This is a genomic window from Mesorhizobium marinum (assembly GCF_040813675.1).
Taxonomy (GTDB): domain Bacteria; phylum Pseudomonadota; class Alphaproteobacteria; order Rhizobiales; family Rhizobiaceae; genus Mesorhizobium_K; species Mesorhizobium_K marinum.
The window spans coordinates 924,318-951,015 of sequence record NZ_JBFOCI010000002.1; the positions used below are offsets into that span (position 1 = coordinate 924,318).

At 68.5% G+C, this 26,698-nt stretch carries 28 protein-coding genes; 17 read left to right on the top strand and 11 right to left on the bottom strand.

The features are described 5' to 3' along the window. Window positions 1-16 precede the first annotated feature (16 nt). Entirely contained in the window at window positions 17-646 is a 630-nt protein-coding gene (locus ABUE31_RS10055) for a transglutaminase-like cysteine peptidase (protein ID WP_367723399.1), read from the top strand. Between the two features lie 81 nt (window positions 647-727). On the opposite strand, the gene ABUE31_RS10060 is transcribed toward ABUE31_RS10055, so the two are convergent. The 4 genes from ABUE31_RS10060 to ABUE31_RS10075 all read right to left on the bottom strand — a co-directional run bounded on the left by ABUE31_RS10060 (window position 728) and on the right by ABUE31_RS10075 (window position 4,877). Beyond that, window positions 728-2,257, bottom strand: coding sequence for a YifB family Mg chelatase-like AAA ATPase (locus ABUE31_RS10060; RefSeq protein WP_367723400.1), 1,530 nt, complete (start codon window positions 2,255-2,257; stop codon window positions 728-730). A 209-nt stretch (window positions 2,258-2,466) separates the two neighbouring features. Then, a complete protein-coding gene (gshB, locus tag ABUE31_RS10065; RefSeq protein ID WP_367723401.1) occupies window positions 2,467-3,408 on the bottom strand; it encodes a glutathione synthase in 942 nt (313 codons plus the stop codon). Between the two features lie 96 nt (window positions 3,409-3,504). Further along, window positions 3,505-3,879 carry a GtrA family protein gene (locus tag ABUE31_RS10070; RefSeq protein WP_367723402.1) on the bottom strand — a complete coding sequence of 125 codons (375 nt, stop codon included), beginning with the start codon at window positions 3,877-3,879 and terminating at the stop codon, window positions 3,505-3,507. Next, window positions 3,876-4,877, bottom strand: a complete 1,002-nt coding sequence (locus ABUE31_RS10075; RefSeq protein ID WP_367723403.1) for a glycosyltransferase — start codon at window positions 4,875-4,877, stop codon at window positions 3,876-3,878. Before ABUE31_RS10075 ends, ABUE31_RS10070 begins: the two co-directional genes overlap by 4 nt. Window positions 4,878-5,009: 132 nt before the next feature. Between ABUE31_RS10075 and ABUE31_RS10080 the strand changes: the two genes are divergently transcribed. The 6 genes from ABUE31_RS10080 (at window position 5,010) to ABUE31_RS10105 (ending at window position 11,648) form a co-directional block, all read left to right on the top strand. Continuing rightward, window positions 5,010-6,818 (top strand): GtrA family protein, encoded by a 1,809-nt coding sequence (locus ABUE31_RS10080; RefSeq protein ID WP_367723404.1) that lies wholly within the window; start codon window positions 5,010-5,012, stop codon window positions 6,816-6,818. A 118-nt stretch (window positions 6,819-6,936) separates the two neighbouring features. Beyond that, entirely contained in the window at window positions 6,937-8,286 is a 1,350-nt protein-coding gene (locus ABUE31_RS10085) for a putative bifunctional diguanylate cyclase/phosphodiesterase (RefSeq protein WP_367723405.1), read from the top strand. 115 nt (window positions 8,287-8,401) lie between these two features. Further along, window positions 8,402-8,740, top strand: coding sequence for a hypothetical protein (locus tag ABUE31_RS10090; protein ID WP_367723406.1), 339 nt, complete (start codon window positions 8,402-8,404; stop codon window positions 8,738-8,740). A gap of 12 nt (window positions 8,741-8,752) precedes the next feature. Continuing rightward, window positions 8,753-9,451, top strand: coding sequence for a phosphatase PAP2 family protein (locus ABUE31_RS10095; protein WP_367723617.1), 699 nt, complete (start codon window positions 8,753-8,755; stop codon window positions 9,449-9,451). Window positions 9,452-9,537: 86 nt separating this feature from the next. Then, the gene (locus tag ABUE31_RS10100; protein WP_367723407.1) at window positions 9,538-9,804 is read left to right on the top strand and encodes a helix-turn-helix domain-containing protein; all 267 of its coding nucleotides are present in this window, start codon (window positions 9,538-9,540) and stop codon (window positions 9,802-9,804) included. A gap of 125 nt (window positions 9,805-9,929) precedes the next feature. Further along, window positions 9,930-11,648 (top strand): SulP family inorganic anion transporter, encoded by a 1,719-nt coding sequence (locus ABUE31_RS10105; RefSeq protein ID WP_367723408.1) that lies wholly within the window; start codon window positions 9,930-9,932, stop codon window positions 11,646-11,648. Here ABUE31_RS10105 and ABUE31_RS10110 read toward each other — a convergent pair. From ABUE31_RS10110 to ABUE31_RS10120, 3 genes are read right to left on the bottom strand one after another with little or no spacing between them, the layout of a single operon-like run. Beyond that, window positions 11,645-12,421, bottom strand: a complete 777-nt coding sequence (locus ABUE31_RS10110) for a C40 family peptidase (protein ID WP_367723409.1) — start codon at window positions 12,419-12,421, stop codon at window positions 11,645-11,647. The genes ABUE31_RS10105 and ABUE31_RS10110 overlap by 4 nt on opposite strands. Beyond that, window positions 12,418-13,320: a CHAD domain-containing protein gene (locus ABUE31_RS10115; protein ID WP_367723410.1), complete on the bottom strand. Its 903-nt coding sequence runs from the start codon at window positions 13,318-13,320 to the stop codon at window positions 12,418-12,420. The genes ABUE31_RS10110 and ABUE31_RS10115 overlap by 4 nt, the downstream gene beginning before the upstream one ends. Continuing rightward, a complete protein-coding gene (locus ABUE31_RS10120) occupies window positions 13,317-13,790 on the bottom strand; it encodes a CYTH domain-containing protein (protein WP_367723411.1) in 474 nt (157 codons plus the stop codon). The genes ABUE31_RS10115 and ABUE31_RS10120 overlap by 4 nt, the downstream gene beginning before the upstream one ends. Before the next feature lie 77 nt (window positions 13,791-13,867). On the opposite strand from ABUE31_RS10120, the gene ABUE31_RS10125 reads away from it, so the two are divergent. The 5 genes from ABUE31_RS10125 (at window position 13,868) to ABUE31_RS10145 (ending at window position 18,488) form a co-directional block, all read left to right on the top strand. After that, window positions 13,868-14,557, top strand: a complete 690-nt coding sequence (locus ABUE31_RS10125) for a CerR family C-terminal domain-containing protein (RefSeq protein WP_367723412.1) — start codon at window positions 13,868-13,870, stop codon at window positions 14,555-14,557. After that, window positions 14,554-15,498 (top strand): HlyD family secretion protein, encoded by a 945-nt coding sequence (locus ABUE31_RS10130; RefSeq protein WP_367723413.1) that lies wholly within the window; start codon window positions 14,554-14,556, stop codon window positions 15,496-15,498. The genes ABUE31_RS10125 and ABUE31_RS10130 overlap by 4 nt, the downstream gene beginning before the upstream one ends. 66 nt (window positions 15,499-15,564) lie before the next feature. Continuing rightward, window positions 15,565-16,482 (top strand): ABC transporter ATP-binding protein, encoded by a 918-nt coding sequence (locus ABUE31_RS10135; RefSeq protein ID WP_367723414.1) that lies wholly within the window; start codon window positions 15,565-15,567, stop codon window positions 16,480-16,482. After that, a complete protein-coding gene (locus tag ABUE31_RS10140; RefSeq protein WP_367723415.1) occupies window positions 16,479-17,615 on the top strand; it encodes an ABC transporter permease in 1,137 nt (378 codons plus the stop codon). The genes ABUE31_RS10135 and ABUE31_RS10140 overlap by 4 nt, the downstream gene beginning before the upstream one ends. A gap of 54 nt (window positions 17,616-17,669) precedes the next feature. Further along, window positions 17,670-18,488, top strand: a complete 819-nt coding sequence (locus ABUE31_RS10145; protein WP_367723416.1) for a DUF8605 domain-containing protein — start codon at window positions 17,670-17,672, stop codon at window positions 18,486-18,488. 35 nt (window positions 18,489-18,523) lie between these two features. Here ABUE31_RS10145 and ABUE31_RS10150 read toward each other — a convergent pair whose 3' ends face one another. Further along, window positions 18,524-18,847, bottom strand: coding sequence for a hypothetical protein (locus ABUE31_RS10150; RefSeq protein WP_367723417.1), 324 nt, complete (start codon window positions 18,845-18,847; stop codon window positions 18,524-18,526). Between the two features lie 170 nt (window positions 18,848-19,017). Here ABUE31_RS10150 and mbfA point away from each other — a divergent pair, with 170 nt between their 5' ends. The 5 genes from mbfA to ABUE31_RS10175 all read left to right on the top strand — a co-directional run bounded on the left by mbfA (window position 19,018) and on the right by ABUE31_RS10175 (window position 23,073). Further along, complete coding sequence (gene mbfA / locus ABUE31_RS10155) at window positions 19,018-20,001, top strand: iron exporter MbfA (protein ID WP_367723418.1); 984 nt, start codon at window positions 19,018-19,020, stop codon at window positions 19,999-20,001. 70 nt (window positions 20,002-20,071) lie between these two features. Next, window positions 20,072-20,838 (top strand): IS5 family transposase gene (locus ABUE31_RS10160; protein WP_367722482.1). Its coding sequence is split into 2 segments (ribosomal slippage): window positions 20,072-20,396 and window positions 20,396-20,838, totalling 768 coding nucleotides; the frame shifts between segments, so codons are not numbered across the junction. A gap of 253 nt (window positions 20,839-21,091) precedes the next feature. Next, window positions 21,092-21,238, top strand: a complete 147-nt coding sequence (locus ABUE31_RS10165) for a hypothetical protein (protein WP_367723419.1) — start codon at window positions 21,092-21,094, stop codon at window positions 21,236-21,238. 216 nt (window positions 21,239-21,454) lie between these two features. After that, window positions 21,455-21,805, top strand: a complete 351-nt coding sequence (locus tag ABUE31_RS10170; protein WP_367723420.1) for a YciI family protein — start codon at window positions 21,455-21,457, stop codon at window positions 21,803-21,805. Between the two features lie 5 nt (window positions 21,806-21,810). After that, window positions 21,811-23,073, top strand: a complete 1,263-nt coding sequence (locus ABUE31_RS10175; RefSeq protein WP_367723421.1) for an RNA polymerase sigma factor — start codon at window positions 21,811-21,813, stop codon at window positions 23,071-23,073. Here the strand turns inward: ABUE31_RS10175 and ABUE31_RS10180 are convergent. Genes ABUE31_RS10180 through ABUE31_RS10190 form a run of 3 tightly spaced genes read right to left on the bottom strand, consistent with a single transcriptional unit; the run spans window position 23,063 to window position 26,556 of the window. Continuing rightward, window positions 23,063-23,437: a DUF1850 domain-containing protein gene (locus ABUE31_RS10180; protein WP_367723422.1), complete on the bottom strand. Its 375-nt coding sequence runs from the start codon at window positions 23,435-23,437 to the stop codon at window positions 23,063-23,065. The genes ABUE31_RS10175 and ABUE31_RS10180 overlap by 11 nt on opposite strands. Further along, window positions 23,434-25,554 carry a TRAP transporter permease gene (locus ABUE31_RS10185; RefSeq protein WP_367723423.1) on the bottom strand — a complete coding sequence of 707 codons (2,121 nt, stop codon included), beginning with the start codon at window positions 25,552-25,554 and terminating at the stop codon, window positions 23,434-23,436. Before ABUE31_RS10185 ends, ABUE31_RS10180 begins: the two co-directional genes overlap by 4 nt. Window positions 25,555-25,605: 51 nt before the next feature. Continuing rightward, window positions 25,606-26,556 carry a TAXI family TRAP transporter solute-binding subunit gene (locus tag ABUE31_RS10190; protein WP_367723425.1) on the bottom strand — a complete coding sequence of 317 codons (951 nt, stop codon included), beginning with the start codon at window positions 26,554-26,556 and terminating at the stop codon, window positions 25,606-25,608. Window positions 26,557-26,698 lie beyond the last annotated feature (142 nt).

Below are 26,698 nucleotides of genomic sequence, written 5' to 3' on the forward strand. Positions count from 1 at the left end.
GGCGGGCCGGGATCGGATGGCGACCTCACGGGGAACGAGGCAGGCGCGAAAGCGCCTCATCGCTGCGGCAGGTTCGGCGCTGGTCGCCGCCCTGCTGGCGACGCCTGCGTCGGCGTCGCAGCCCATGCAGACTGGCGGCCTGACCTCGCAGCCCATCGGCCACTACGAGTTCTGCAAGGCCAATCCGGTGGAGTGCAACATCCGGCTGCGCGATCCCGGACCCGAGCATATGAGCGGCGCCCTTTGGAAGGAAATCGTCGCCGTGAATGTCGGCGTCAACGCGGCCGTCAGGCCGATGAACGACATCGACATCTACGGCAAGGACGAAGTCTGGGCCTATCCCGGCGAGGTCGGCGACTGCGAGGACTATGTGCTCGAGAAGCGGCGCGACCTGATGCGGCAGGGGCTGTCGCTCTCCAACCTGCTTATCACGGTCGTGCGAAAGCCCGACGGCGAGGGCCACGTTGTCCTGACCGTGCGCACCGACAAGGGCGACTTCGTGCTCGACAACCTGACCGACTCGGTGCGCCTCTGGGACCAGACCGGCTACCGCTTCCTGAAGCGGCAGGCGACCAACCATACCGGCCGCTGGGTGACCATCCGCGAGGCCCAGCCGGCGGCGCCGCTCGTCGGCTCGGTCCGGTAGCGGCGCTCCGGCCGCACCCTCTTTCTCCCCGCCGACGACCGACGCTGGCGCGATGCCCTGTCCGCACCGACGGTGAAGCGGCTAAGCTGCCTGCGCCATGCGCTCCGCGTTGATGCGATAGGAAATCGCCTCGGCGAGGTGGATGCGTCCGACCTTCTCGGACTGGTCGAGGTCGGCAAGCGTGCGCGCCACGCGCAGCACGCGGTGGTAGGCGCGCGCCGAGAAGCCGAGCTTCTCGCTGGCGTCGTGCAGCAGCGACAGGCCGGCGGCATCGGGCGAGGCGATCTCCTCGATGAGCGCGGCCGGGCAATGCGCATTCGTCGTCGCCGACAGGCCGAGGCGGCCGAGTCGTGCCTGCTGCGCCTGCCTCGCCGCCAGAACACGCGCCGCGACTGCCGCGCTCGGCTCGGCGCGGCCGGGCCGGATCAGATCGCCGGCCGAGACCGCCGGCGCCTCGATCCTCAGATCGATGCGGTCGAGCAGCGGACCCGAGATGCGCGCCTGGTAGTCGCCTTGGCAGCGCGGCCCGCGCGCGCAGCGGAAGCCGGGTTCCCCCGCCATGCCGCACCGGCACGGGTTCATCGCCGCGACCAGCTGGATGCGCGCCGGATAGGCGATGCGGTGGTTGACGCGCGCGATCATGCATTCGCCGGTTTCCAGCGGCTGTCGCAGCGCGTCGAGCGCCTGCGGCGGGAACTCCGGGAATTCGTCGAGGAACAGCACGCCGTTGTGGGCAAGCGAGACCTCGCCCGGCCGCGCGCGCAGGCCGCCGCCGACAAGCGCGGCCATTGACGCGGAATGATGCGGCGCGCGGAACGGACGCCGGTCGGTCAGCTTGCCGCCGGCAAGCTCGCCCGCCATCGACGCGATCATCGAGACTTCCAGCAGTTCCTGCGGCTGCAGCCGCGGCAGGATGGAGGGCAGGCGCTGGGCGAGCATCGACTTGCCGGAGCCCGGCGGACCGATCATCAGCAGGTTGTGGCCGCCTGCCGCCGCCACCTCGAGTGCGCGCCGCGCGCTTTCCTGGCCCTTTATGTCGGCGAGGTCGGGCAGGTCGCTGGCCGGCGCGTGCACGCTGGCCTCGGGCCGCGCCAGCACCTGCGTTCCCCGAAAATGGTTGGCGATCGCGATCAGGCTGCGTGGGGCCAGGATGTCGATGTCAGCCCCTGCCCAGGCCGCCTCGGGCCCGGAGGCGTGCGGGCAGATCAGACCCTTGCCCTGCGCGTTAGCGCCGATGGCCGCCGGCAGCGCGCCGGCTACCGGCGCGATGGTGCCGTCGAGCGACAGTTCGCCGAGCACCACATAGGCGGCCAGCGCGTCGGCCGGAATCGCGCCGAGCGCGGCCATCAGGCCGAGCGCGATCGGCAGGTCGTAGTGGCTGCCCTCCTTCGGAAGGTCGGCCGGCGCGAGATTGACGGTGACCTTCTTGGCCGGCATCGACAGGCCCGACGCATGCAGCGCCGCCTGCACCCGCTCGCGGCTTTCGGCCACCGCCTTGTCCGGCAGGCCGACGATGTGGATGTTGACCTTCCCCGGGGCGATCATCACCTGGACGTCCACCGGCACCGCCTCGATGCCCTGGAACGCGACCGTGCGCACGCGCGAAACCATGCCGCCCCTCCGGATCGTCCGATGGCGGAGCCGCTGCCCGCAACGGAAATGACCTTTACGTCAGCAAAGCACGCTTTTTAGGATAAAGCAAGAACAGGAAGGGAACAAACATGCAGCGCAGGCTGCAGCCAGGTTGCGGCCGGTTGCGAGGCCGGAACAAACCGGGCGCGTAGCGGGACGGGCGACGGCCTGTTTGAGCCGCCCGGCGGCTATGCCCTGCGCGCCTCCACGGCGTCCCAGAACAGCGCCGCGATGTCGGCGCCGCCGAACCGACGGACCTCGCGCACCCCTGTCGGCGACGTCACGTTGATTTCGGTCATCCAGTCGCCGATCACGTCGATGCCGACCAGCACGAAGCCGCGCTGCCTGAGCGCCGGGCCGATGCGTGCGCAGATTTCGCGTTCCCGCTCCGTCAACTCGGTCTTCTCGGCGCGGCCGCCGACATGCATGTTGGAGCGCGAATCGTGCTCGGCCGGCACGCGGTTGATGGCGCCGACGGGCTCGCCCTCGATCAGGATGATGCGCTTGTCGCCCTTGCGGACGTCCTTGAGGTAGCGCTGCACGATGAACGGCTCGCGGAACATCTGGCCGAACATCTCGAGTAGCGAGGCGAGGTTGCGGTCGTCATCCCTGAGATGGAAGATGCCGGCGCCGCCATTGCCGTAGAGCGGCTTGATGATGATGTCGCCGTGTTCCCTGCGGAACGCCGCCACTTCGGCCGGATCGCGGGTGATCAGCGTCTCGGGCATCAGGTCGGGGAACTCGGCGACGAAGATCTTCTCCGGGCTGTTGCGCACCCAGACAGGATCGTTGACCACGAGCGTCTTCGGATGGATGCGCTCCAGGATATGCGTGGTGGTGATGTAGTTCATGTCGAAGGGCGGGTCCTGCCTGAGCAGGACGACGTTCATCTCCTGCAGGTCGGTGCGCACCGGCTCGCCGAGCGTGAAGTGATCGCCCTTATCGTCGCGCACCGTCATTTCCTCGATCCGCGCGAACACCTTGCCGCCGAGCATCGACAGGCGGTCGGGCGTGTAGTGGAAAAGCCGGTGGCCGCGCCGCTGCGCCTCCAGCGAAAGCGCGAAGCTGGTGTCGCCCGCTATCGACACCGTCGAAATATGGTCCATCTGCACGGCGATGTTCAGCGGCATTGCATGCTCCGGCGGTTGGTGTCGTCTGCGATATAGGCAAGAGCGGGGCGTCTGCCAATCGGGCCAGGCCGCCAACCTTTGGCGCAGGCGCGCCGCTCAGCGGTCGAAGACCAGCCTGGAGTAGCCGAGATAGGAGAGCGCCATCGCCGCGGCTGCCGCGATCACCAGCGCGGCGAGCGGCGGCAGGGCGGGTATGGCGAGCAGAAGGCCGCTGTAGAGAAGGTAGTTGAAACAGGCGATGCCGACGGCGACCGAGCCGTAGCGCGCGCCCTCCTGCACGACGCCTCGACCGGACGGCGCGAAGGTCAGCGTGCGGTTGCAGAGCCAGGTGACGGTCATCGCGAAGCTGACCGAGACCAGCCGCGCCGAGAACGGGCCGAGCGGCGAGACCGCGAGCAGCAGCAAGAGCATGCCGGCGTCGGCGACGAAGCCGAGGCCGCCGACGAAGGCGAAGCGCAGGATGCGGCTCATGCGGCGCGGGACGATCCGCGCTTGGTCGCGGGCCGCGCAAGCGAATGCGCCTCCTGCCTGGCCGGGCGGCCGGGGATGCTGAGATAGAAGATGCGCTTCTGTTCGGCGCGGCCGCGCGACACCGAATCCAGGATAAGGCCGGTGACCACCATCATCGCGGCGAACATCAGGAGGCCGAGCGACAGAACCCAGGTCGGCATGCGCGGAACCAGCCCGGTCGCGGCATATTCGATCAGGATCGGCGTCATCAGGACGAGGCTGGACGCCGCGAACAGCGCCGCGATGACGCCGAAGAAGCGCATCGGCCGCGTCTCCTTGGCCAGCATGGCGAACATCCAGAGGATTTTCGCGCCGTCCTTGTAGGTCGACAGCTTCGAGGCCGAGCCTTCCGGCCGGCGTCCGTAGTCGAGCGCGATCTCGCTCACCGGCAGCTTCAGCTGCGAGGCGTGCACCGACATCTCGGTCTCGATCTCGAAGCCGCCCGAGACGGCCGGGAAACTCTTGACGAAACGGCGCGTGAATGCGCGGTAGCCGGAGAAGATGTCGGTGAAGTCGCGGCCGAACATGCGCTTGTAGAGCGCGTTGAAGAGACGGTTGCCGAAGGCGTGGCCGGCGCGGCCGGCATCGTCGGTTACGCCGCGCCTGGTGCCGACCGACATGTCCGAGTGGCCCGTCAGGAGCGTGTTGATGAGCTGCGGCGCATCCTCGGGCGCATAGGTGCCGTCGCCGTCGACCATGACGTAGATATCGGCCTCGATGTCGGCGAACATCCGCCTGACCACGTTGCCCTTGCCCTGGCGCGGCTCGCGCACGACGATCGCGCCGGAGGCGCGCGCCCGCAACGCGGTGAGATCGCTGGAGTTGTTGTCATAGACATAGACCGAGGCGGACGGCAGCGTCGCGCGGAAGCGCGTCACGACGTCGCCGATCGTCTGTTCCTCATTGTAGCAGGGGATCAGGATCGCGATCGAAAGATCGTCCAGGCTGCTGTGGCGCATCGATTGACTCCCGCTCCCGCCTCGCCGCTCCGGTCAAGTCCCCGCGCGGGCCCCGGTATGCGGCGCTTTACTATTTATTGAAGCGGTTAAGGCTAGGTTTAGCCGGGTGCGGATTGTCTTCCGGAAGATCGAATGGCTAGTGAGATGACGATGGTCGGCGCTCGGCCGGGCAAGGAATCGTTCTGGCAGGGCGATGCTTTCAGGGCGTTGGCAGCCATGCTGGTGGTCGGCGCCATCGCTGCGGCGGGCGGCTTCGGCAAGCTCTCCGGCACCGCCGACAACGACAGCATGCTCCGGCTGGTCCAGGTGCGCGACCTCGTCGCCGGGCAGGGCTGGTTCGACCTGCACCAGTACCGAATGGGCGCGGAAGGCGGACTGCTGATGCACTGGTCCCGGCTGGTGGACGCGCCGATCGCCGCGATCATGCTGGTGGCTACCGCCGTCACCGGGTCGCCGGCCGCCGGCGAGACGGTGGCGCTCATCGCCTGGCCGCTTCTGCTCTTCGCCGCCGCGCTCTACCTGCTGCTCCGCATCGGCCGCGAATTGCTGCCCGAGGAAGCGCTGTTTCCGCTGACGATCCTCGGCGCGGCGACGCTCTATTATGTCGGCATCTTCGCGCCCGGCGCCATCGACCACCACAATCTGCAACTCGTCCTGATGCTGGCCATGATGGTGTTCCTGCTCAGCCCGGGAACGGGCGCGGGCGTGGCGGCTGGCGTCGCCGCCGTGCTGATGCTGGCGGTCGGCATGGAGACCGTGCCCTATGTGGCGGTGGGCGGCCTTTTTGTCTCCGGCTGGTACCTGCTGCGCGGCGAGAAAGCGCGCGGCGCCACGGCCGGCTTCGGCACCGCCTTCGCCGCGGCTTCGGGCGCGGTCTTCGTCGCAACGGTGCCCGCGGCGCAATGGGGCGCCGCCTATTGCGACGCCTTCTCCGTTGTCCAGCTGACTATCGGCATGGTTGCCGGCCTGGGCCTCGCGCTGGTCGCCGCGTCTTCGGTACTGAGCGCCAGCCCCTGGCGGCGGGCGGGATCGCTTGCCGCGCTCGGCGCCGTCGTGGCCGTGCTTGCCGTCGCCTTCTACCCGCAATGCCTGAGTGGTCCCTATGCCAACCTGCCGCCGATGATGCAGCACTACTGGCTCGACGGGATCGGCGAGGCGCAGTCGATCCTGACCATGCTCGCCAACGAACCAGAGGCGACGGCGGGCCACTATGTGACGGTGCTGCTCGCCCTGGTCATCTTCGCGCGGCACATGCGCAGGACCGGCGTCCGGCGCGGCGAAAGCCTTGTCGCGGCCATGCTGGTCGTCGCGCTCCTGGTCAGCATCTGGCAGGTCAGGGGATCGCGCTTCTCGCTGCCGCTCGCCTGCCTTCCGCTGGCCATGTGGGTCGGTAGCCTGCGCATCCGCGCTCAGGCAACGCCCGGCGCCGCATCGTCGCTCAGCCTGGCCGGCGCCTGGCTGGCCTCTTTCCACGTCACCTGGATTCTCGCCTCGCTCGGCCTCTGGACGCTGCTTGCGCCGGCCGGCAGCACCAGCAAGCCGACGGCGGAGGCCTGCCTCAAGCCGGCCGATCACGCGCTGCTCGCCGCGTTGCCGCCGACGGAAGTCCTGGTCATCTCCAATCTCGGCGCACCGATGCTGCGCTATACGCCGCAGCGCGTGCTGGCGGGGCCGTACCACCGCAACGTCGCCGGCAACCTCGCCGCGCTGAGCGCCTTCACGGGCTCTCCTGAACTGGCTGCCGGCGTGGTGCGCGACAACGGCGTCGGGCTGGTTGCGATCTGCCGCGGAAACCCGGAGACAAACTTCCTCGCCAGGCGCGCACCCGACGGCATGCTCGCCGGCATGCTTGCGGGCGAGAGGCCCGACTGGCTGGAGATCGTCCCGGAAAGCGCCGGCCAACCGCTCGAACTCTACCGTGTCTCACTGCCCGGAGGCTGACGCGGGGTTTTCGGGCCTGCCGCGCATTTCCGCGGCTTGAACCGGTTCAAGACACCTTTCCTAAACGGTTTGAAGGCAGACTGCCGCCAAAAGACCACCAACAACAAGCAGGACAGCAATGCAGACCGTGTTTGCGAACGGCTATGCCGGCAGGGAGAGCCCGGAGCTCGCCTTCACGGACATCCTCACCGGCCTTGGCAATCATCGCCGGTTTTACGACAAGGTCGACCGCCTGATCAGCGACCGCGCCGACGATCCCGCCCCCTTCGCGATCGGCATCCTCGACCTCGACGGCTTCAAGCCGATCAACGACCTGTTCGGCGGTCGCGCCGGCGACGACATCCTCGTCCAGGTGGCGATGCGGCTGCGGGCATCCATGGACGCCCATTCGACGGTGACGCGCATCGGCGCCGACGAATTCGCCTTCCTCTACCCGCTCGTCTTCAGCGAGGAGGCCGTCGCCGAGCGCGCCCGCATGCTGATCGAGATCCTGTCGGCGCCCTACGACGTCGGCGAGCGCACCGCGCGCCTGTCCGCGTCCGTCGGATGTTCGCTCTTCCATCTCGGAGACGAGACGACCGACATCCTGATCAACAAGGCCGAGACGGCGCTCTACCAGGCGAAGCGCTCCGGCCGTGGCCGTGTCGTCGTCTATACACGCGAGATGGAGGAGGCGGCCAAGCGCGTCACCCGCATCGAGCAGGCGCTCCGGCGCGCCGTGTCGGCGGGCGAGGTGGAGCCGCATTTCCAGCCGATCGTCGACTTGAAGACGCGGCGCACGGTGGGCTTCGAGACGCTTGCCCGCTGGACGGACCGCGACCTCGGCCCGGTGTCGCCGGTCGTGTTCATCCCGATCGCCGAGGAGCGCGGCATCATCGGCCAGATGTCGCAGCTGGTCCTGCGCAAGGCGACGGAAGCCGCGCGCGACTGGCCGGAGGACCTGTTCCTGTCGTTCAACCTGTCGCCCTCGCAACTGGTCGACCAGAACACCGGCCTGCACATCCTGGCGATCCTCGAGCGCACCGGCTTCGATCCGCGCCGGCTGGAGATCGAGATCACCGAGACCGGCCTGATGTCCGATCCCGCCTCCGCCGAGAAGATCGTCCAGGACCTGCGCCGCTGCGGCATCCGCGTCTCGCTCGACGATTTCGGCACCGGCCAGTCTTCGCTCGGCAGGCTGCGCGAATTCCATTTCGACAAGCTCAAGATCGACCGCACTTTCGTCGCCTCGATCCTCGACGACCGGCCGGCCGAGCACATCATCCGCGCCATCCTGGCGATGTGCGAGGGGCTGGGCATGGATGTCGTGGCCGAGGGCATCGAGGAGGAGGCGCAGGCCGAGCGCCTTGTCCAGTTCGGCTGCGCCGGCGGCCAGGGCTTCCTGTTCGGCCGGCCAGCCAACGCCGACGCGACGCTCGGCTATCTCAGGGACAGTTTTCGCGGCGCGCAGCGCGCGCGGGCGGTCTGACCTCGCGTTTGGCCGGTGGCGTGACGACGGGCGCTGCGCTGGCCGCTTGACGGCGACCGCACTTGCCCCGACAAGCTGACGGCGAACGCCGCTGGCGCAATCTGGGGTACCGAACATGAGCATCTGGGGATTGCTTCAGCTCGCTGTCGCGACCGTCATCTTCCTGCTTGCCGCGACCGTCGCCAAGCAATGGGCCATCGCCCCGCATGTCGGCAAGATCGTGCTTGCGCTTGCGCTCTATTCGGCCGGCAACCTGGTCATGCTGAAGCTGGTGCGCGACTTCGGCATGGCGTCCGCCTTCAGCCTGTCGGCGATCATCCAGCTTGTAGCGGTCAACCTGATCGCCATCGCCTGGTTCGGCGAGCGGCTGGGCGCGGTGCAGAGCGCCGGCGTGGTGCTCGCCGTCGTCGCCGTTGCGATGATCACGCTCGGCCCGGTACCCGGCGGCCGCTGAGGTTCGCCCGTGCTGAAGCGGCTTCTCCCCGACCGTATCGAGTTCTCCGTGCTGCTGGCGGGTATCGTCGTCGCCGGTGGTCTCTGGGGCTTCGTCGAACTGGCGGAAGTGGCGCGCGCAGCGCCCGCGCACGGGCTCGACACCGAGATCCTGCTATTGCTGCGCGAGGCCGGGAACCCGGCCGATCCGATCGGGCCGGCCTGGCTGGAAGAGGCGGTGCGCGACATCACCGGGCTCGGCTCGATGATAGTCCTTGTCATGGCGACCGCCGCGGCGATCGTCTACCTCCTGCTGGTCGGCAGGCGGCGGCAGGCGCTGCTGGTCCTTGTGGCGGTCGGCGGCGGGCAAATCCTGTCGAGCCTGCTCAAGCTCGGCATCGACAGGCCGCGCCCGCACCTGGTGCCGCATCTGGTCGAGGTGCAGACGCTGTCCTTTCCGAGCGGGCACGCGATGATGGCGGCCGTGACCTACCTGACGCTCGGCTCGATGCTGGCCGGCACCGTCAAGGGCACGGCGATCCGGGTCTATGTGCTCGGGCTCGCCGTGCTGGTGACGCTTATGGTCGGCGCCTCGCGCGTCTACCTCGGCGTGCACTGGCCGTCCGACGTGCTGGCCGGCTGGTGCGCCGGGTTTGCCTGGGCGATGCTTTGCTGGCTCGTCGCCCGCAATCTGTTGCGCCGCGACGCCGGTTCCGGCGCCGCGGATCAGTGAGGCATTTGGCCTAAGAGTTGATGCTTGAAACATCATCAAGAATGCATTAGATGTCCATCTTGCGGACTCAGGCAGGAGCACGCTTCGTGATCACCGCCCAGCAGATGCGCGCCGCGCGAGCGCTCGCCGGCATCGACCAGAAGACCCTCGCGGAGCGGGCCGGAGTGTCGCTGCCGACCATCCAGCGGATGGAAGCGAGCGAGGGTGTCGTACGGGGCGTCGTCGATACGCTGGTCAAGGTGATCCGCGCACTGGATGAAGCCGGCGTCGAACTGATCGGCGCCAATCAGGCCAGCGCCGTCGGCGGCCGGGGCGTCCGCCTCAAGGCGCCGGACGAGGGCATGACCGGCTGAAGCCGCGGGCGGAGCGCCTCGCCTCAAGGGCGTGGCCATTCCGCTCCGTAGCCAGTCGCGACGCGACCGCCGACACCATTGCCGACGATCCCGCCGCTCCTTGACCGAGCATCGGAACGGCCGTCATGAGCGCAGCAACCGAAATCGGGGAAACCCGCCGCCAGCCGAGTTTCGGCGAGCTGTTCACGCCCAAGCTGGTCACCGTGCTGCGCGACGGCTACGGGCTGCGGCAACTCCAGGCCGATGCGCTGGCCGGCCTGACGGTCGCCATCGTTGCTCTGCCGCTGTCGATGGCCATCGCCATCGCGTCGGGCGTCTCGCCGGAGCGCGGACTGTACACCGCGATCATCGGCGGCTTCCTGGTCTCGGCGCTCGGCGGCAGCCGGTTCCAGATCGGCGGCCCGGCCGGGGCGTTCATCGTGCTGGTGGCCTCGACGGTTGCCCGCCACGGCGTCGACGGGCTGATCCTGGCGACCATGATGTCGGGCGTATTCCTGCTCGCCGTCGGCTATCTGAGGCTCGGTACCTACATCAAGTTCATTCCCTATCCGGTGACGGTGGGCTTCACCGCCGGCATCGCCGTCATCATCTTCGCCAGCCAGCTCAGCGAACTGTTCGGCCTGTCGCTCGACGGCAAGGAGCCTGGCGAACTGATCCCCAAGCTGCAGGCGCTCGCCGCCGCGTGGGGGACGTTCAACCCGGCGGCGGTCGCGGTGACCGTGCTGACCATCGCGATCATCGCCGGCCTCAGGCGTTGGCGGCCATCCTGGCCCGGCATGCTGGTCGCCGTCGCCGCAGCGTCCACCATCGCGGTGGCGGCGGGCCTGCCGGTCGAGACGATCGGCACGCGTTTTGGCGGCATACCGCGCGCTCTGCCCCTGCCGGCGCTGCCAACCCCCGACCTCGCCCTGATGCAGGCCGTGCTGCCTGACGCGATCGCCTTCACGCTGCTCGGCGCCATCGAATCGCTGCTCTCGGCGGTCGTCGCCGACGGCATGACCGGACGCCGTCACCGCTCGAACTGCGAACTGGTCGCGCAGGGTTTCGCCAATATCGGCTCGGCGCTGTTCGGCGGCATCTGCGTGACCGGCACCATCGCCCGCACCGCGACCAACGTGCGCGCCGGCGCGCACGGCCCGATCGCCGGCATGCTGCATTCGGGCTTCCTCCTGGCCTTCATCCTCGTGGCCGCGCCGCTTGCGAGCTACATCCCGCTCGCGGCGCTTGCCGGCGTGCTTGCGGTCGTCGCCTGGAACATGGTCGAGAAGACGGCGTTCGCGGCGCTCGTGCGCTCCTCCTGGGGCGATGCGTCGGTGCTGCTCGTCACCTTCCTGCTGGTCATCTTCCGCGACCTCACCGAAGGCATCGTCGTCGGCTTCGCGCTGAGCGCGGTGCTGTTCATCGAGCGCATGTCGCGGGCGATCGCCGTGGAAACCCGCCGGGCCGTCGTGCAGCCCGACGTCGCGGACGCCGCAGGCGGGCCGAGACAGAGCTACGACGCGTCGGAGGCGACGGATCCCGATACAGTCGTCTACCGCATCAGCGGGGCCTTCTTCTTCGGATCGGCCTCGACGGTGGCGACGGTACTCGACCGCCTGGCCGGCCAGCGCAAGACCTTCGTGATCGATTGCTCCGGCGTGCCGTTCCTCGATTCGACGGCGGCCAACGTCATCGAGGGGGCCGCGCACAAGGCGCAGCGTTCCGGCGTGCGCCTGTTCATCGCCGGGGCCTCGCCGGCAGTGCGCCGCATGCTGTTCGCGCATGGGGTGCGGCCGCCGCTGGTGCGCTACAAGGCGAGCGTCGAGAGGGCGCTGAAGCAGGTGCGGATCGACGGCGTGTCCTAGGCCTGGTGCGCCCAGACCACGCTCTTGTAGTCGAAGCCGTATTCGAGCGTCGGCTTGACGATGCGGAAATAGGGCGAGAGGTCGAAGTCGCGCGGCGTGTAGAGCGAGTGGTGGCGGATGTGCAGGATTTCCTGCCTGGAATAGGTGGACTGCGCCGAGGCGCGGCCGGGTGCGAGCGTCACCTCGGGCAGGATCGGGTAGTTGATGCGTTCGTAGGCCTGGGCGATCAGCGAAGAGCAGATGGCCCGCGTCGGGTCGCCGGAACCGAAGGCGATGGCGCGGCGTCGCCAGCGAACCGGCATCGGCACCGGGAACAGATAGCGCAGCATGTCGAAGATGTTCTTCATGTCGTATTTCAGCCCGAGCCGCTCGACCATGAAGCCGACCACCTGGTCGCGGTCGGAGGGCGAGAGGCCGTTCGCCCGGCAGATGCGCGTGTTGTAGGTCCGGTACTTCGACAGCGGCACGGCCACGCAGCCCTCGCCGAGATTGACCTCGATCAGGCGCGGCCGCTCGGAGCCGTCCTCGGGTTCCGGCAGCGCGTCGCCGACATAGAGCGCTGAGTGCGACCAGGTCGACTGCGTCAGGTACTTGATCGTCGCCGAGATGCGCTGGTTGCCCTCGATCAGCAGGATGTCGCCGGGCACGAGCACGCGCAGCAGCGTCTCCGGATCTGACGGCGTGTAGGGCTGGTAGCCCGAGGATTCGACCTGCAGCCGCCCGGCGATGAAGCGCCCGAACCGATCGAGGAAGGTGTCGCTCTGCGCAGTCATGCGGCCTGCCTGGACCGGCGCACGGCGCGCGCGAGCGCCTTGGCGGACGTCCTTGGATCGGGGCGCAGCAGCTTGGCCGCCTTGCCGAGGCACGCCTTGCTGAGCCTGCGTTCCGAGCGTGTGCAGAGGCGATCGAGAAGCTCGGCGTCGCCGGGGTCGTCCAGCATAGCCGGCTCGGTGCGCAGCAGGCCGCGCAGGACGAAGATGTCGTGCAGTTCGCCAAGCCGCTCGTTCAGGGCGTCGAAGGATTTACGCCGGGCCTTGACCGGCGTCGGCCAGTGACCGCCGAGAAGGGAGAGATACCTGGCGTAGATCTTGGTCGCCTTGCGCAGGCCGTGGAAATCGGCCGCGGTTCCCCGCTTGGCCGCCCTGCCGAGCGCCTTGCGCGCCTGCCGCTTCGCGTCGCGCACGCCGGCGCCGAGGATGGCGGCGTCACGCGCGCTGTCGAAGGTCAGGGTCTCGATTTGGGCCAGGCCCGCGCGGCAGGCGTCGACCGCTGCCGCGACCGCAGGGCCGAGATCCTGGCCGAGGGCGTTCTCGCGGCGCCGGTCGAGTGCCGCGCGCACCGGGTCGAGCGCGCCGCCTTCGGTCTTCGCCGGGAACTCCTGCTCGAGGCGGTCGAGCGTCTCGATCAGCGCTCCGGCCTCGCGTGGGCCTGCCAAGAGCCGCGCCGCGTCGCGGTAGCGGGCGTTTTCGGCGCGGGCGAAAGCGTCGTCGCCGGCGCGCATGAGGCGAAGCAGCGCGCGCAGGCTTTTCAGCCGCTTGCGGGTCTCGTGCAGGGCCTTGTCGGTATTGCCGTCGACGTCGGCCAGGCAGCCGAGCGCGGCCTCGATCTCCTTGGCCGCGATGCGCCGGATCTCGCCGGCGAGCGGCGCTTCGGGATCGATGCGCTCGCTCACGGCACGCGATCCGGAGCCCGGCCGAGCGCCAGCTGCGCGTTGTAGTAGCGCACGTCGTCGGTCACCTCGCGGCCGAGCCAGGACGGCAGCCTTTCCGCCGGAACAGCGTCCGGGGTCTCGAGTTCCGCGATGACGAGCCCGTCGAGCGCGCCTGAAAACACGTCGATCTCATAGAGGTAGCCGTCATGGCGCACGTGATGGCGGCACTTTTCGATCACGCGGCCAAGCGCGAAGGACTGCATCTCGTCGGCCTGGTCGAGCGGCACCGGACAGGTGAATTCGTCGCGTCCGGGCCCCTGTCCCGAGAACTTCAGCGTGAGGGCGGCGTCTGCGTCGTCGCTGATGCGGATGCGGATTGTCCGGTCGGGTCCGACCGCGAGATAGAACTGGCGGATACGGATTTCGGCCTCGACCTGGCTGCGCCAGGCGTCATCCGCAACCAGGAATTTCCGTTCGATTTCCTTGGCCATTTCCGGCCCATAAAGCGCGACCGGCAGGCGAAGGCAAGAAGCGTTGACGTTAATCATTCGATTGATTAAAATGGGCCATGACCAGAACGCCCGTCACCGTGCAGCCACGCGGCGCGCCGCCGTCGCCCGCCGACCAGACCCGCATCGCGCTCGTCCGGGCGGCGCTGCGCCTGTTCGGCAGCCAGGGCTTCGAGGGAACGTCGACGCGAGAGATCGCCGCGCTGGCCAAGGCCAACATCGGCTCGATCGCCTATCACTTCGGCGGCAAGGAGGGCCTTCGCGCCGCCTGCGCCCACTACATCGTGGAGACGATCGGCGGCGTTGCGGGCGCGGCGATGGCCGAGGCCACGGCAAAGGCCGACGGTCCGGACGCGGCCAAGGCGCGGCTCGACGCGGTGCTGGAAACCATGGTCGGCTTCATAACGACCCGTCCCGAAGCCGGCGAAGTCGTGCAGTTCGTCCTGCGCGAGATGTCGCGACCGAGCGAGGCGCTGGACATCATCTATGACGGCGTGTTCGAGCCGGTCCACCGCCAGCTCTGCCGCATCTGGGCGGAGGCAAGCGGCGAGGACGCCGAGAGCGAGCGCGCCCGCCTCACCGTGTTCACCCTGATCGGACAGGTCGTCTATTTCCGGATCGCGCGCGCCGCGGTGATGCGGCGCATGGGCTGGGACGACCTCGGCCCGAATCAGGCCGCCGATATCGGTTCCGTGGTGAAGGACAATCTCGCCGCCATCCTGGCCGGCCGTAAGGGCGACCGACCATGAGCCTTTTCTGCTCGATCCCCATCGTCGCCTCGCTGTTCTCGGCCTGCGCCGGCGGCTCGACGCTCGCAGTCGGTTATGTCGAGGGCGATTTCGTGCTGCTGGCGCCGATCGAGGTCGCCCAGGTCAAGTCGATCGCAGTCAAGCGAGGCGATCGCATCGAAGCAGGCCGCGCAGTCGCCGAGATGGAGGCAGACGACGCCAGCATCGCGGTCGCCCAGGCCGAGGCCGCGCTAGGTCAGGCGACGGCGCAACTCGCCGACCTGCGCCTCGGCAGGCGCCCCGAGGAGATCGCCGTGCTGGATGCCATGGTGCGCTCGTCCGAGGCCGAGGCGGAGGAGAAGCGCCGCGTGCTGGCACGCGCCACCGGCCTGCTCGACCGCGGCATCGTCACCCAGGCAGAATTCGACGAGGCGCAGACCGCCGTCGAGGTCGCCGAGGCCAGGATAAACCAGTCGCAGGCCAACCTGGCGGTCGCCAAGCTTCCGGCGCGCCCGGAGGAAATCAAGGCCGCCGAGAACCAGGTGAAGCAGGCGCAGACGGCGCTCGAACAGGCGCGCTGGCGGCTGTCCAAGCGTTCGCTGACCGCGCCCTCGGCCGGGCGCGTCGACGACGTCATCCGCAATCCCGGCGATATCGCCGGCCCGTCCGCGCCAGTCGTCTCGATGCTGCCGGACGGCGCGGTGAAACTCTCGGTGTTCGTGCCGGAACGGTCCCTCTCCAGCGTCTCGGTGGGCGCGCTCCTCAAGGTGCGCTGCGACGGCTGCCCGGACGGGCTCGAGGCGCGCATCAGCTATGTCTCGCCAGATCCGGAGTTCACGCCGCCGGTCATCTATTCGCTCGAGACGCGCCAGAAGCTGGTCTACCTCGTGGAGGCAAGGCCCGTGGGCGACGCCTCGCCGCTGCAGCCGGGCCAGATCGTGGATGTGGAGTTGGGGGAATAGGGGAGTAGGGCGGCCGGCTGCACGGACATCTTCCCCCTGCTCACCTCGCACCCTGCCGGAGACAGCATGGACGCCATCAACGTAACCGGGCTGGTGAAGCGCTTCGGCGACAAGACGGTCGTCGACCATGTCACCATGCGCGTCGCCGAGGGTGAGATCGTCGGCTTCCTGGGGCCGAACGGCTCCGGCAAGACGACCACCATCCGCATCATGTGCGGGCTCCTGACGCCCGACGAGGGGGAGGGCCAGGTGCTGGGCTACGACCTGCGCACCGAAAGCCTGAAGATCAAGCGCGAAGTCGGCTACATGACGCAGAAGTTCTCATTCTACGAGGACCTCACCATCGCCGAGAACCTGGAGTTCGTGGCGCGGCTCTACCAGCTGAAGCCGGTCGCCGACCACGTCACGCGCACGCTCGAAGAGCTTGGCCTTGCGACCCGCCGCAACCAGCTCGCCGGCACGCTGTCGGGCGGCTGGAAGCAGCGGCTCGCGCTGGCCGCCTGCATCATGCACAAGCCAAGGCTGCTGCTGCTCGACGAGCCGACGGCCGGCGTCGACCCGAAGGCGCGCCGCGAGTTCTGGGACGAGATCCACCACCTTGCGCGGGGCGGCCTCACCGTCCTGGTCTCGACCCACTACATGGACGAGGCCGAGCGCTGCCACCGCATCAGCTACATTTCCTATGGCCGCATGCTGGCCACCGGCACCGTCGACGAGGTCGTGCACAACGCCGGCCTGACGACTTTCGTGGTGGCCGGTCCGCGGCTCGACCAGGTCGCGGCGCTGCTCGAAGGCAGGCCGGGGGTCGAGCAGGTGGCGCCGTTCGGCACGACGCTGCACGTCGTAGGCTCCGACAAGGCGCTTCTCGATGCGGCGCTGGGCGACATCCGGGAGCGCGACGGCGTGACCGTCACGCCGGGCGAGACCAGCCTAGAAGACGTTTTCATCCAGTTCATGTCTTCGTCGCGGGACAACATGGCATGAACACGGTCTTCTCCTTCGCGCGGCTTGGCGCGCTGTTGATCAAGGAATTCATCCAGATGCGGCGCGACCGCATCACCTTCGCCATGATGCTGGGCGTGCCGCTGATGCAGCTGGTCCTGTTCGGCTACGCCATCAACAACGATCCGAAGAGCCTGCCGGCGGCGCTGGTCGCCACCAGCAACGATCACTACACGCGCGCCATGGTCACGGCGCTGCAGATGACCGGCTACTACCGGTTCGACCACGTGGTGAGCAGCGAAGCCGAGGCCGAGGCGCTGATCGCCAGCGGAAAGGTGGCCTTCCTGGTGACCATTCCCGCCGATTTCGCGCGCCGCGTCGAGAGCGGCGACAATCCGCAGATCCTGATCGAAGCGGATGCGACCGATCCGGCCGTGGCGAGCGGGGCGATCTCGACGCTGGGCACCGTCGCGCAGCGCGCGCTGCTGCGCGAGCAGGGGAAGCAGGCCGAGGCCGCCAACCGCTCCAGGGCCGAGCTCGATGTCGTCGTGCACCGCCGCTACAATCCTGAGGGTATTTCGCAGTACAACATCGTGCCCGGCCTGCTTGGCGTCATCCTGCAGATGACGATGGTGATGATGACCTCCATCGCGCTGACGCGCGAGACGGAGCGCGGCACGATGGAAAACCTGCTCGCCATGCCGGCATCGCCGGTCGAGATCATGCTCGGCAAAGTGCTTCCCTATCTCGTCGTCGGGGCGGTCCAGGTGGTGGTCGTGCTGGTCGCCTCCAAGCTGCTGTTTGCGATCCCCTTCCAGGGTTCGCTGACGCTGCTCCTGTCCGCCATCCTGGTCTTCGTGCTCGCGCTGGTCCTGCTCGGCTACAGCATTTCCACCGTGGCGCGGACACAGATGCAGGCGTTGCAGCTCACCTTCTTCTTCTTCCTGCCGTCGATCCTGCTGTCGGGCTTCATGTTCCCCTATCGCGGCATGCCCGACTGGGCGCAGGTGTTCGGCGAGATCTTCCCGTTGACGCATTTCCTGCGCATCACCCGAGCGGTCATGCTGAAGGGTGCCGAGTTTCCCGCGATCGCCGGCGAGGTCGCCGTACTGGGGCTGTTCGTCGTCATCTTCGCCGCGGTGGCGCTGCTCCGGTTCCGCCGCACGCTGGACTGAGCTTCTTCGGCCCGCCCGCCTCTGCTAGCCTTGCGCGCTCCGGGACGTCCAGTCATGTCGCTTGCTGCTGTCCTTTGCCGGCTTTGGTTCCTGACGCTTGCGGCGCTGGTCGCGGGCACCGGATCATTGCGTGCCTCGGGCCTCTACACGGCAGAGACCGTCACCAGCGGCACTGCTGAACCGCGCCGGTCGATCGGCTTCGCCGCGTGCCTGCGCCGGGTGCTCGTCAGGGTGTCGGGCGACCCGGGCCTCGACGCGAACCCGCTTGTCCGGGCGACGGACGCGGCCGGTCTCATCGCCCGCTTCAGTTTTGGCGACCGGCTGGCCGGCATTCCCATCCATGACGAGCAGGGCAGCTACGACCGGCCGCACGATCTGACCTGTGTTTTCGATCCAGGCAAGGTGGACGCGCTCCTGGAGCGGCTTGGCCGCAAGCCCTGGCTGGCGCGCCCGCGCCTTGCCGCCGTCATCTCGGTGCGCGGCATCAAGGGGGAACGATCGATGCTTGCCAGCAACAGCGACGGAGCGCGCGCCGACGACATGCGCGCGTCGCTGGCGGCTGCCGCCGAGGCCATCGCGCTGCCGCTTGTCCTGCCGGCGATGGAGCAATTGTCGGATATCGGCTTGGCCGCCGAAGGGCCTGTGGCCGACGATATCCGCCTCGGCAGCCTGGCGCGTTCGACGGGCGCCGATCTCGCGCTATCGGGCGCGCTTGCCTGGAGCGACGCGGCGCTCGGCTGGATCGCCGACTGGCGCATCGCGGCCGAAGGTGTCGAACGGCGCTGGCAGGTGCGGGGCGTCGGTTTCGACGATGCCTTCCGCAATGGCGTCCAGGGGGCGGCAAAGGTGCTGTCGGGCAACGGCCAGCCCTAGCGGCGAACCCGCCGTCTGGTCGCTGCCCGGGGTTGCTAGCCCATCAGGGCGCGGACGCGCTTTTCGCCGCCGGCCTTGCGCCACGCGTTGAAGCGATGGGTGGCGGCGGCAAACGAAATCTTCATCGCGCGCGCGACCGAGTAGCGGCTCGCACCGTCGTCGAACATGCGGTAGCAGCATTCGACGCCGTCGGGCGTCAGCTTGCCGTCGCAGGTCTTGTTGTGCGGGTTTGCCGGGTCGAATTTTTCGGGCAGCGGCTCAAGCATGCCCTTGAGCCTCTGCAGGTCCGCCTCGATGCTGGCGATCAGCTCGATAAGCGGCTTGGGGTCGACGTGATGCGCGTGCTGCTTCTTCGCCATGGCGGCTTTTCCTATCGGGTCAGAATAGCTTATATAGCCTAACATTGCCCTATAACAAGATGTGCCGCCGGCCGGGCACCCCCGGAGGCGCGGTTCAAGGAGCCGTGCGCACATTGACCATAGCCCGACGGGCGTCTAGATTAGAATCATTCTAAACTGGAAACCCCGCAATGCTGTCCCGCGTTTTCGGCTTCGGCCGCCGCTCCTTCGAAAGCCTTTCGGAACAGGAGATTCTCGCGCTTGCCATCTCGTCGGAGGAGGACGACGCCCGGATCTACCGCGCCTATGCCGACGGGCTGGCGGATACCTATCCGAACTCGGCCCGCGTGTTCGACGAGATGGCCGCTGAGGAGGACGGCCACCGCGGCGCGTTGATCGAACTGCACCGCCAGCGGTTCGGCGAACGCATTCCGCTGATCCGGCGCGAACATGTGAAGGGCTACTACGAGCGCAAGCCCGACTGGCTCGTGCGGCCGCTCGGCATCGACCGCGTGCGCGACCAGGCGGAAGAGATGGAGCGCCAGGCGCATCTCTTCTATGTCGAGGCCGCCAAGCGGACCGCCGACGCATCGACGCGCAAGCTTCTGGGCGACCTGGCCGCCGCCGAAAAGGGACACGAGTCGCTGGCGCGGCGGCTCGGCCTCCAGCACGTGCCGGAAGACGTGCGCGAGGAGGAAAGGACGGCCGAGCGCCGCCAGTTCATCCTCACCTACGTCCAGCCAGGGCTGGCCGGCCTGATGGACGGTTCCGTGTCGACGCTTGCGCCGATCTTCGCCGCCGCCTTCGCCACCGGCGACACCTGGCAGACGTTTCTCGTCGGCCTGTCGGCCTCGGTCGGCGCGGGCATCTCGATGGGCTTCACCGAGGCCGCCCACGACGACGGCAAGCTGTCTGGGCGCGGGTCGCCGGTGAAGCGCGGCCTGGCGTCCGGCATCATGACCGCGGTCGGCGGCCTCGGCCACGCGCTGCCCTATCTCATCCCGCATTTCTGGACAGCGACGGCGATCGCCATCGCGGTGGTGTTCGTCGAGCTGTGGGCGATCGCCTTCATCCAGAACCGCTACATGGAGACGCCTTTCTTCCGCGCCGTTCTCCAGGTCGTGTTGGGCGGCAGCCTCGTCCTTGCTGCCGGCGTGATTATCGGCAACGCCTAGGGCGCGTACTCAATAGGCCTTGCTGATTGGTCGCGGTGTTGATTCAAGGGTTCCGGAAGGAGGCCTTGAAATGGCGCGATACGATCTGAACGAGGCGGAGTGGCGGATTGTCGAGCCGCTACTTCCTGCGGCTGGCAAGGGTAAGCGTCGGGTTGACGACCGTCGGGTGGTCAACGGCATCTTCTATGTGCTGAGGACAGGATCGCCGTGGCGTGATCTGCCGGAACGGTATGGGCCATACACGACGGTCTACAACCGCTTCAATCGTTGGGCCAAGAAGGGGGTATGGCTCGGCCTGTTCGAGGCCCTGGCGGCCCAGTCGCCGCAGTCTCTTCACCTGATCGACTCGTCGATCGTGCGGGCCCACCAGCACGCAGCCGGTGGAAAAAAGGGGGTCCGGATCACGCCATCGGCCGTTCTCGTGGCGGACTGAGCACCAAGATCCATGCCGTCGTCGATCAAGACGGACTGCCGGTCCGGTTGTTGATCACGCCTGGGCAGGCGTCAGACAAGACCGCCGTGCCAGATCTTCTGGCGGGATTGCCGCCAGCTCGGGCGCTCGTCGCCGACCGTGGCTACGACAGCCGCGCCATCATCGATCTCGTCCGCAGGGCAGGCGGTGAGGCCCATATCCCGACCCAGAGCCGCGTCAAGGCCCAACGCTCCGTCGATCACGAACTCTACAGACGCCGCAACCTGGTCGAGCGCTTCTTCTGCAAGATCAAGCAGTTCCGGCGCATCGCCACTCGCTTCGAAAAGCACGCCACGAACTTCCTCGCCGCTGTCGCACTCGCTTCGGCTAGACTCTGGATGCGTTCAGTTGAGTCCACGCCCTAGCCGCGCGCGTTTGCGACACGACTGAAACAGTCAATGCCGCAGGCGGCATCGACGCGAAACGGCTGTGTCGGAAAAGGCACAGGCCGGAAGGTTTGACGGCTGGCCGGAGAACCGCCGCCAAACCGCCGTGATTCGGCCACGCTCGGGACCGATCCAGTGTGAAGATTAACATCGCGTTCACCGAAGATTCACGACTGGACGCGTAAACATGTCTGCAATCGGAAGGGACATCCGAGGGACAGGACGGGTTACGATGACGATCTGGAACCACATTTCGCATTTTGCGTTCGCCGTGCGCGAATTCGTGGCGCCGACCTATCGCCCCGAGCGCCATTACATGCGCGGCCCCGGCCCGGCTTGCGCGCGCCGCACCACGTCGTTGGGCATCACCCTCCACTGACCGGCGGCCAGCCGCAGCGACCGTCCTATCCGGGCCGGCACCAGGCCGGGTTCCGCCCCACACGCCCCTCATCGCGTCGCCGAAAGCTGGGCGCGGGAGCGCGCCGCTCCTCGCCTGCTGCAAAAAAATCTGCTGAGTTGTCGAAATCCCGTTCGGTCGCGCGACTTCCGTTCGGCCCGCGCTGACGCGGCCTGAAAAGCCAACAGGAGACGACCCATGCAGTACATGCTTCTGCTTCATCATGACGACACGCCGTTCACGTCGGCCTCTCCGGAAGAACAGGAGAAGATGAGCGCGCCGTACATGGCCTACAACGAGGCGCTCATCAAAGCCGGCGCGATGGTCTCCGGCGAACGCCTGCGGCCGGCTTCCGCCGCCACCGTCGTTCGCGTGCGCAACGACAAGACCGAGGTGCTGGACGGTCCCTTCTCCGCCACCAAGGAACAACTCGGCGGCTTCTACATCATCGAGGCGCCAGACCTCGACGCGGCGATCGCCTGGGCGGCCCGCTGTCCGAGCGCGGGCTTCGGCACTGTCGAGGTGCGGCCGATCTGGCCGACCCGCTGAACGACATGGCCGCCGGGACGCAACCGGCGCGGGCGGCGGCCGAGGCCGCTGCCCGCCAGAGCTACGGCAGGCTGGTCGCCTACCTGGTCGCGCGCACCCGCGACGTCGCCGGCGCCGAGGATGCGCTTGCCGACGCCTTCGCCGCGGCGCTGGCAAGGTGGCCCGAAACCGGCGTGCCCGACCATCCCGAGGCCTGGCTGCTGACAGTTGCGCGGCGCCGCTCGGTCGACCAGCAGCGGCGGCGCATCGCCGGCGAGGCGGCGCAGGCCCACCTTCGCCTGATCGGCGAAGAACTGGAGCAGGAGATGGCGCTGGAGAAGCTGCCCGACGACCGGCTAGGCCTGATCTTCGCCTGCGCTCACCCGGCCATCGAGACCGGTGTGCGCGCGCCGCTGATCCTGCAGACCGTGCTCGGCTTCGACGCCGCGACGATAGCCTCTGCCTTCCTGGTGTCGCCGGCCGCGATGGGCCAGCGCCTGGTGCGGGCGAAGGCGCGCATCAAGCAGGCCGGAATCCCGTTTCGCATTCCCGGTACCGCCGAACTGGGCGACCGGCTCGGGGCTGTCCTGGAAGCGGTCTACGCCGCCTTTTCGGAGGGCTGGGCCGATGCGAGCGGCGCGGAGTCGCGCCGCCGCAATCTCGCCTCCGAGGCCATCTGGCTCGGCCGGCTCGTGGTCGAACTCATGCCGCGCGAACCGGAATCGCTCGGCCTGCTGTCGCTGATGCTGCATGCCGAGGCGCGCCGCGCCGCCCGGCGCGGCGTCGAGGGGGAGTTCGTGCCGCTCAGCGAACAGGACACGCGCCTGTGGGACGCTGATCTGCTTGCGGAAGCTGACGCCCTGCTCGTGCGGGCCGGCGCGTTCAGCGCCATCGGCCGCTACCAGCTCGAGGCGGCGATCCAGTCGGCGCACGCGGCGCGCCGCTTCCTCGGCCGCACCGACTGGGCGGCGATCGCGACGCTCTACGAGGCGCTTGTCTCCGTGACGGCGTCGCCGGTCGCCGCCGTCAACCGTGCGGTGGCGGTCGCCTATGCCGGCGCGCCGGCGGAAGGGCTTGCCCTGCTCGAGGCCATCGGCGACGCGCGGCTCGACCAGTACCAGCCATACTGGGCGGCGCGCGCCGACCTGCTGTCGCTGGTCGGCGACAAGGAGGCGGCTGACCGCGCCTATGTGCTGGCCATAGGCCTCGAGACCGATCTTGCAGTGCGCGCCTTCCTGAAGCGCCGGAGGAACGAGGCGGCCCGGCGCGACGATGCGCTCAGCGGCTGACGCCGTCGGCGCAGGGACGAAGCGTCGCCGTCGTGCCGGCCTCGGCGCCAAGCGTGATGCAATCGGTGCCGGCGCAGAGCCGCCAGCCGCCGCCGGTTGCGCCGGACGCCGCAAGCACGAGTTCCGCACGCGGGCCGATCCCGGGCGTATAGACCCACCAGCCGTCCCTGAGCACCGCGCCCTCGGCCGGCTCCATGCCCGCGCCCGACCCTTCGACGCGCGCCTCGACGATCTCCAGGCCGGCGGGCGTCACCCGCCAGTCCTCCTCCCAGCGCGTCTTCTCGACGGAATGGCTCCAGGACAGCGTGAAGGCCGTTGCGGCGAGCACCGTCGTCTTGCCTGCGGCGAGGATGCAGAGGCTCATGGAGGCGAGGCGCTGCCCGGCGGCCCGGCCGGTCGGCTTGCGCGCGTGCGCAGCCAGTGCTGGCCGACCATCAGGGCCGCCAGCGCAAAGCCGATCTCGTCGGTCATCGGCAGCGCGGCGACGAGGGTGAATGCGGCGGCGGCGGCGAGCAGTCGTTCCCACGCTACCAGCGGCGCACGCAGGAACCCGATCACCGCGGCGCCCCACAGCGCGATCGCCAGCGCCGCCTTGACGACGATGTAGGCGACCGCCGGCAGATAGCCGATCGCGGCGGCGAGGGGGCCGCCGTCCTGCAGCATCAGCGCCGGGGTGTAGACGGCCATGAACGGGATGACGAAGCCGGCGGCGGCGACCTTGATGGCCTCCAGCGAGATCTTCAGCCCGCTCTCGCGTGCGATCGGCGCCGCCGCGAAACAGGCAAGCGCCACCGGCGGCGTCAGGTCGGCGAGGATGCCGAAATAGAAGACGAACATGTGGCTGACCAGCAGCGGCACGCCGAGTTCGAGCAGCGCCGGCCCGGCGATGGACGAGGTGATGATGTAGTTCGGGATGGTCGGGATGCCCATGCCGAGGATGATGCAGGTGACCATGGTGAGCACCAGCGACAGCAGCAGGCTGGACTCGCCGACCGAGACGATGAACTGGCCGAAGGTGGTCGCCACGCCGGTCAGCGTCATGGTGCCGATGATGACGCCCACCACGGCGCAGGCGACGCCGACCGGCAGCGCCGTCCTCGCGCCCTCGGCCAGCGAGTCGCGGCAGGCGGCCAGCGTGTCGCGGCCGCCGCTGACGAAGATGTTGGCGACCACCAGCACGGCCGCCGCCGCCAGGATGGCGTTGATGCCGATGCGGAAGAAGCTGGCGGCCACGACGCCGAGCCCGATCCAGAAGACGACGCGCAGCACCGTCGACGGCAGGCCGAGCGCCACCGACCCGCCGAGGATCAGCAGCACCGTCATCGCCAGCCCGATGGTGCCGGCGTAGAGCGGCGTGTAGCCGGAGAACAGCAGGTAGACGAGGACGGCGAGCGGCAGGATCAGGAACCACCCGTTGCGCAGCGCCTTCAGCGGCGACGGCAGTTCGGCCCTGGAGAGGCCGAGCAGGTTGTGCTTGCCGGCCTCGAGATGCACCATCCAGAAGGCGGAGGCGAAATAGAGCAGCGCCGGGATGAGCGCCGCCTTGACCACCTCGTAATATTCGACGCCCAGCGTCTCGGCCATGATGAAGGCGACCGCGCCCATCACCGGCGGCATGATCTGACCGCCCATCGAGGCGGTTGCCTCGACGCCACCGGCGAAGGCCGACCGATAGCCGAAGCGCTTCATCAGCGGGATTGTGAACTGGCCGGTGGTGACGACGTTGGCGACGCCCGAGCCGGAAATCGTGCCCATCAGCCCGGAGGCGATGACCGACACCTTGGCGGCGCCGCCGCGCGCATGGCCGACGAAACCGAGCGAGACGTCGGTGAACAGCCGGATCATGCCGGCGCGCTCGAGGAACGAGCCGAACAGGATGAACAGGAAGATGTAGGTCGCCGAGACGTAGACCGGGATGCCGTAGATGCCCTCGGTGCCGTAGGCCATCTGGTCGATGACCTGCGCGAAGTCGTAGCCGCGGTGGTCCAGCGGGGCAGGCAGGTACTCGCCGAACAGCGCGTAGAGCAGGAAGGCGCCGGAGATGATCGGCAGCGCCGACCCCATCATCCAGTAGGCCGCGAGGAACACGGTGGCCAGCGCGACCACGCCGAAGACGAGGTCGAGACTGTTGAGGTCGCCGGCGCGCAGGATCAGCGGCTCGTATTCGACATACTGGTAGACGGCGACGGCGACGCCGGCCAGCGCCAGCCCCCAGGCGAGCGCCTTGCCGGTCGGCCCGCTGCCGCGCGCCGAGGCGACGAGGGGAAAGGCGAGCAGCATCAGGAAGCCGACATGGTCGGCCCTGAGGATCTGGCTCGGCACGCTGAGCACATGCGCGGCGGTGGCGATCTGGAACGCCGAGAACGCCACCGCGATCCAGAACAGCAGCCGCCCCTCGGCGCCGGCGGCGAAGCCGCCGCCGGTCGGGTCGTGGGCGTCGCCCGCCGCGGTCGGCGCGCCCGGCTCCGCGCTGTTGGCCATGCCTGCCTCCGAACGGTTGTGCCGGCGGGGCTGGCCCCGCCCGGCGTCCGGCTACATCAGGCCCTTTTCCTTGTAGTAGCGCTCGGCGCCCGGATGCAGTGGGATCGGCAGGCCCTTGACCGCGTTCTCCAGCGAGATCGCCTTGGCCGCGTTGTGCGCGGCGACCATCTGGTCGAGGTTCTCGAAGAGCTGCTTGGTCATCTGGTAGGCCTGGTCGTCCGAGAGGCCCGAATGGGTGACCAGGATGTTGGTGATCGCCAGCGTCGGCACGTCTTCCGCCTGGCCCTCGTAGGTGCCGGCGGGAATGGTCGCCGCCTGGAACGGCGCGCCGAGTTTTTCGGCGACCTCGGCCGGCACCGCCACCACGGATATCGGCAGCGACGTCGCGAGATCCTTGATCGAGGCGACGCCGAGGCCGGCCGACTGCAGCGTCGCGTCGAGCTGGCGGTTCTTGATCAGCTCGACCGATTCGCCGAACGGCAGGTATTCGGTCCTGGCGAGGTCGTCATAGCTCATGCCGAGCGCGCCGAAGATGGCGCGGGCGTTGAGCTCGGTGCCCGATTTCGGCGCGCCGACCGACAGGCTCTTGCCCTTGAGGTCGGCGAAGGCGGCGATGCCGGATTCCTTACTGGCGACGATCTGCACGTAGTTGGGGTAGATGGCGGCGATGGCGCGCAGCTTGTCGAGCGGCTTGGCGAAGCCGGCCTCGGCGTTGCCCTCGGCCGCCGCCTTGACGGAATCGCCGAGCGCGAAGCCGATCTCGCCCTTGCCCTGCTGCAACAGGTTGAGGTTCTCGACCGAGGCCTTGGTGGACTGCACCTGGGTGCGCGCGCCCTCGATGGTCTTGCCGTAGATCTCCGACAGCGCCACGCCGAGCGGATAATAGACGCCTGACGTGCCGCCGGTCAGCACGTTGATGAAGTCCTGCGCCTTGGCCGGCACGGCGGCGAGCGCTGCCGCGAACACGGCGGCGGCGGCGAGGCGGGTTGCGGATCGCGGCATCTGTTCCTCCCTGGATGCGTCGGAGCGGCGAGTTTAGACGCCGCGCGCGATTTGCCAACCCGCTAACCGCTACGACGATGGGAGGGGATGCCCCGCCGGCAAATGCGGCCGGAAGGGTGTGCCCGGAGGGGCCGCCGGGGAG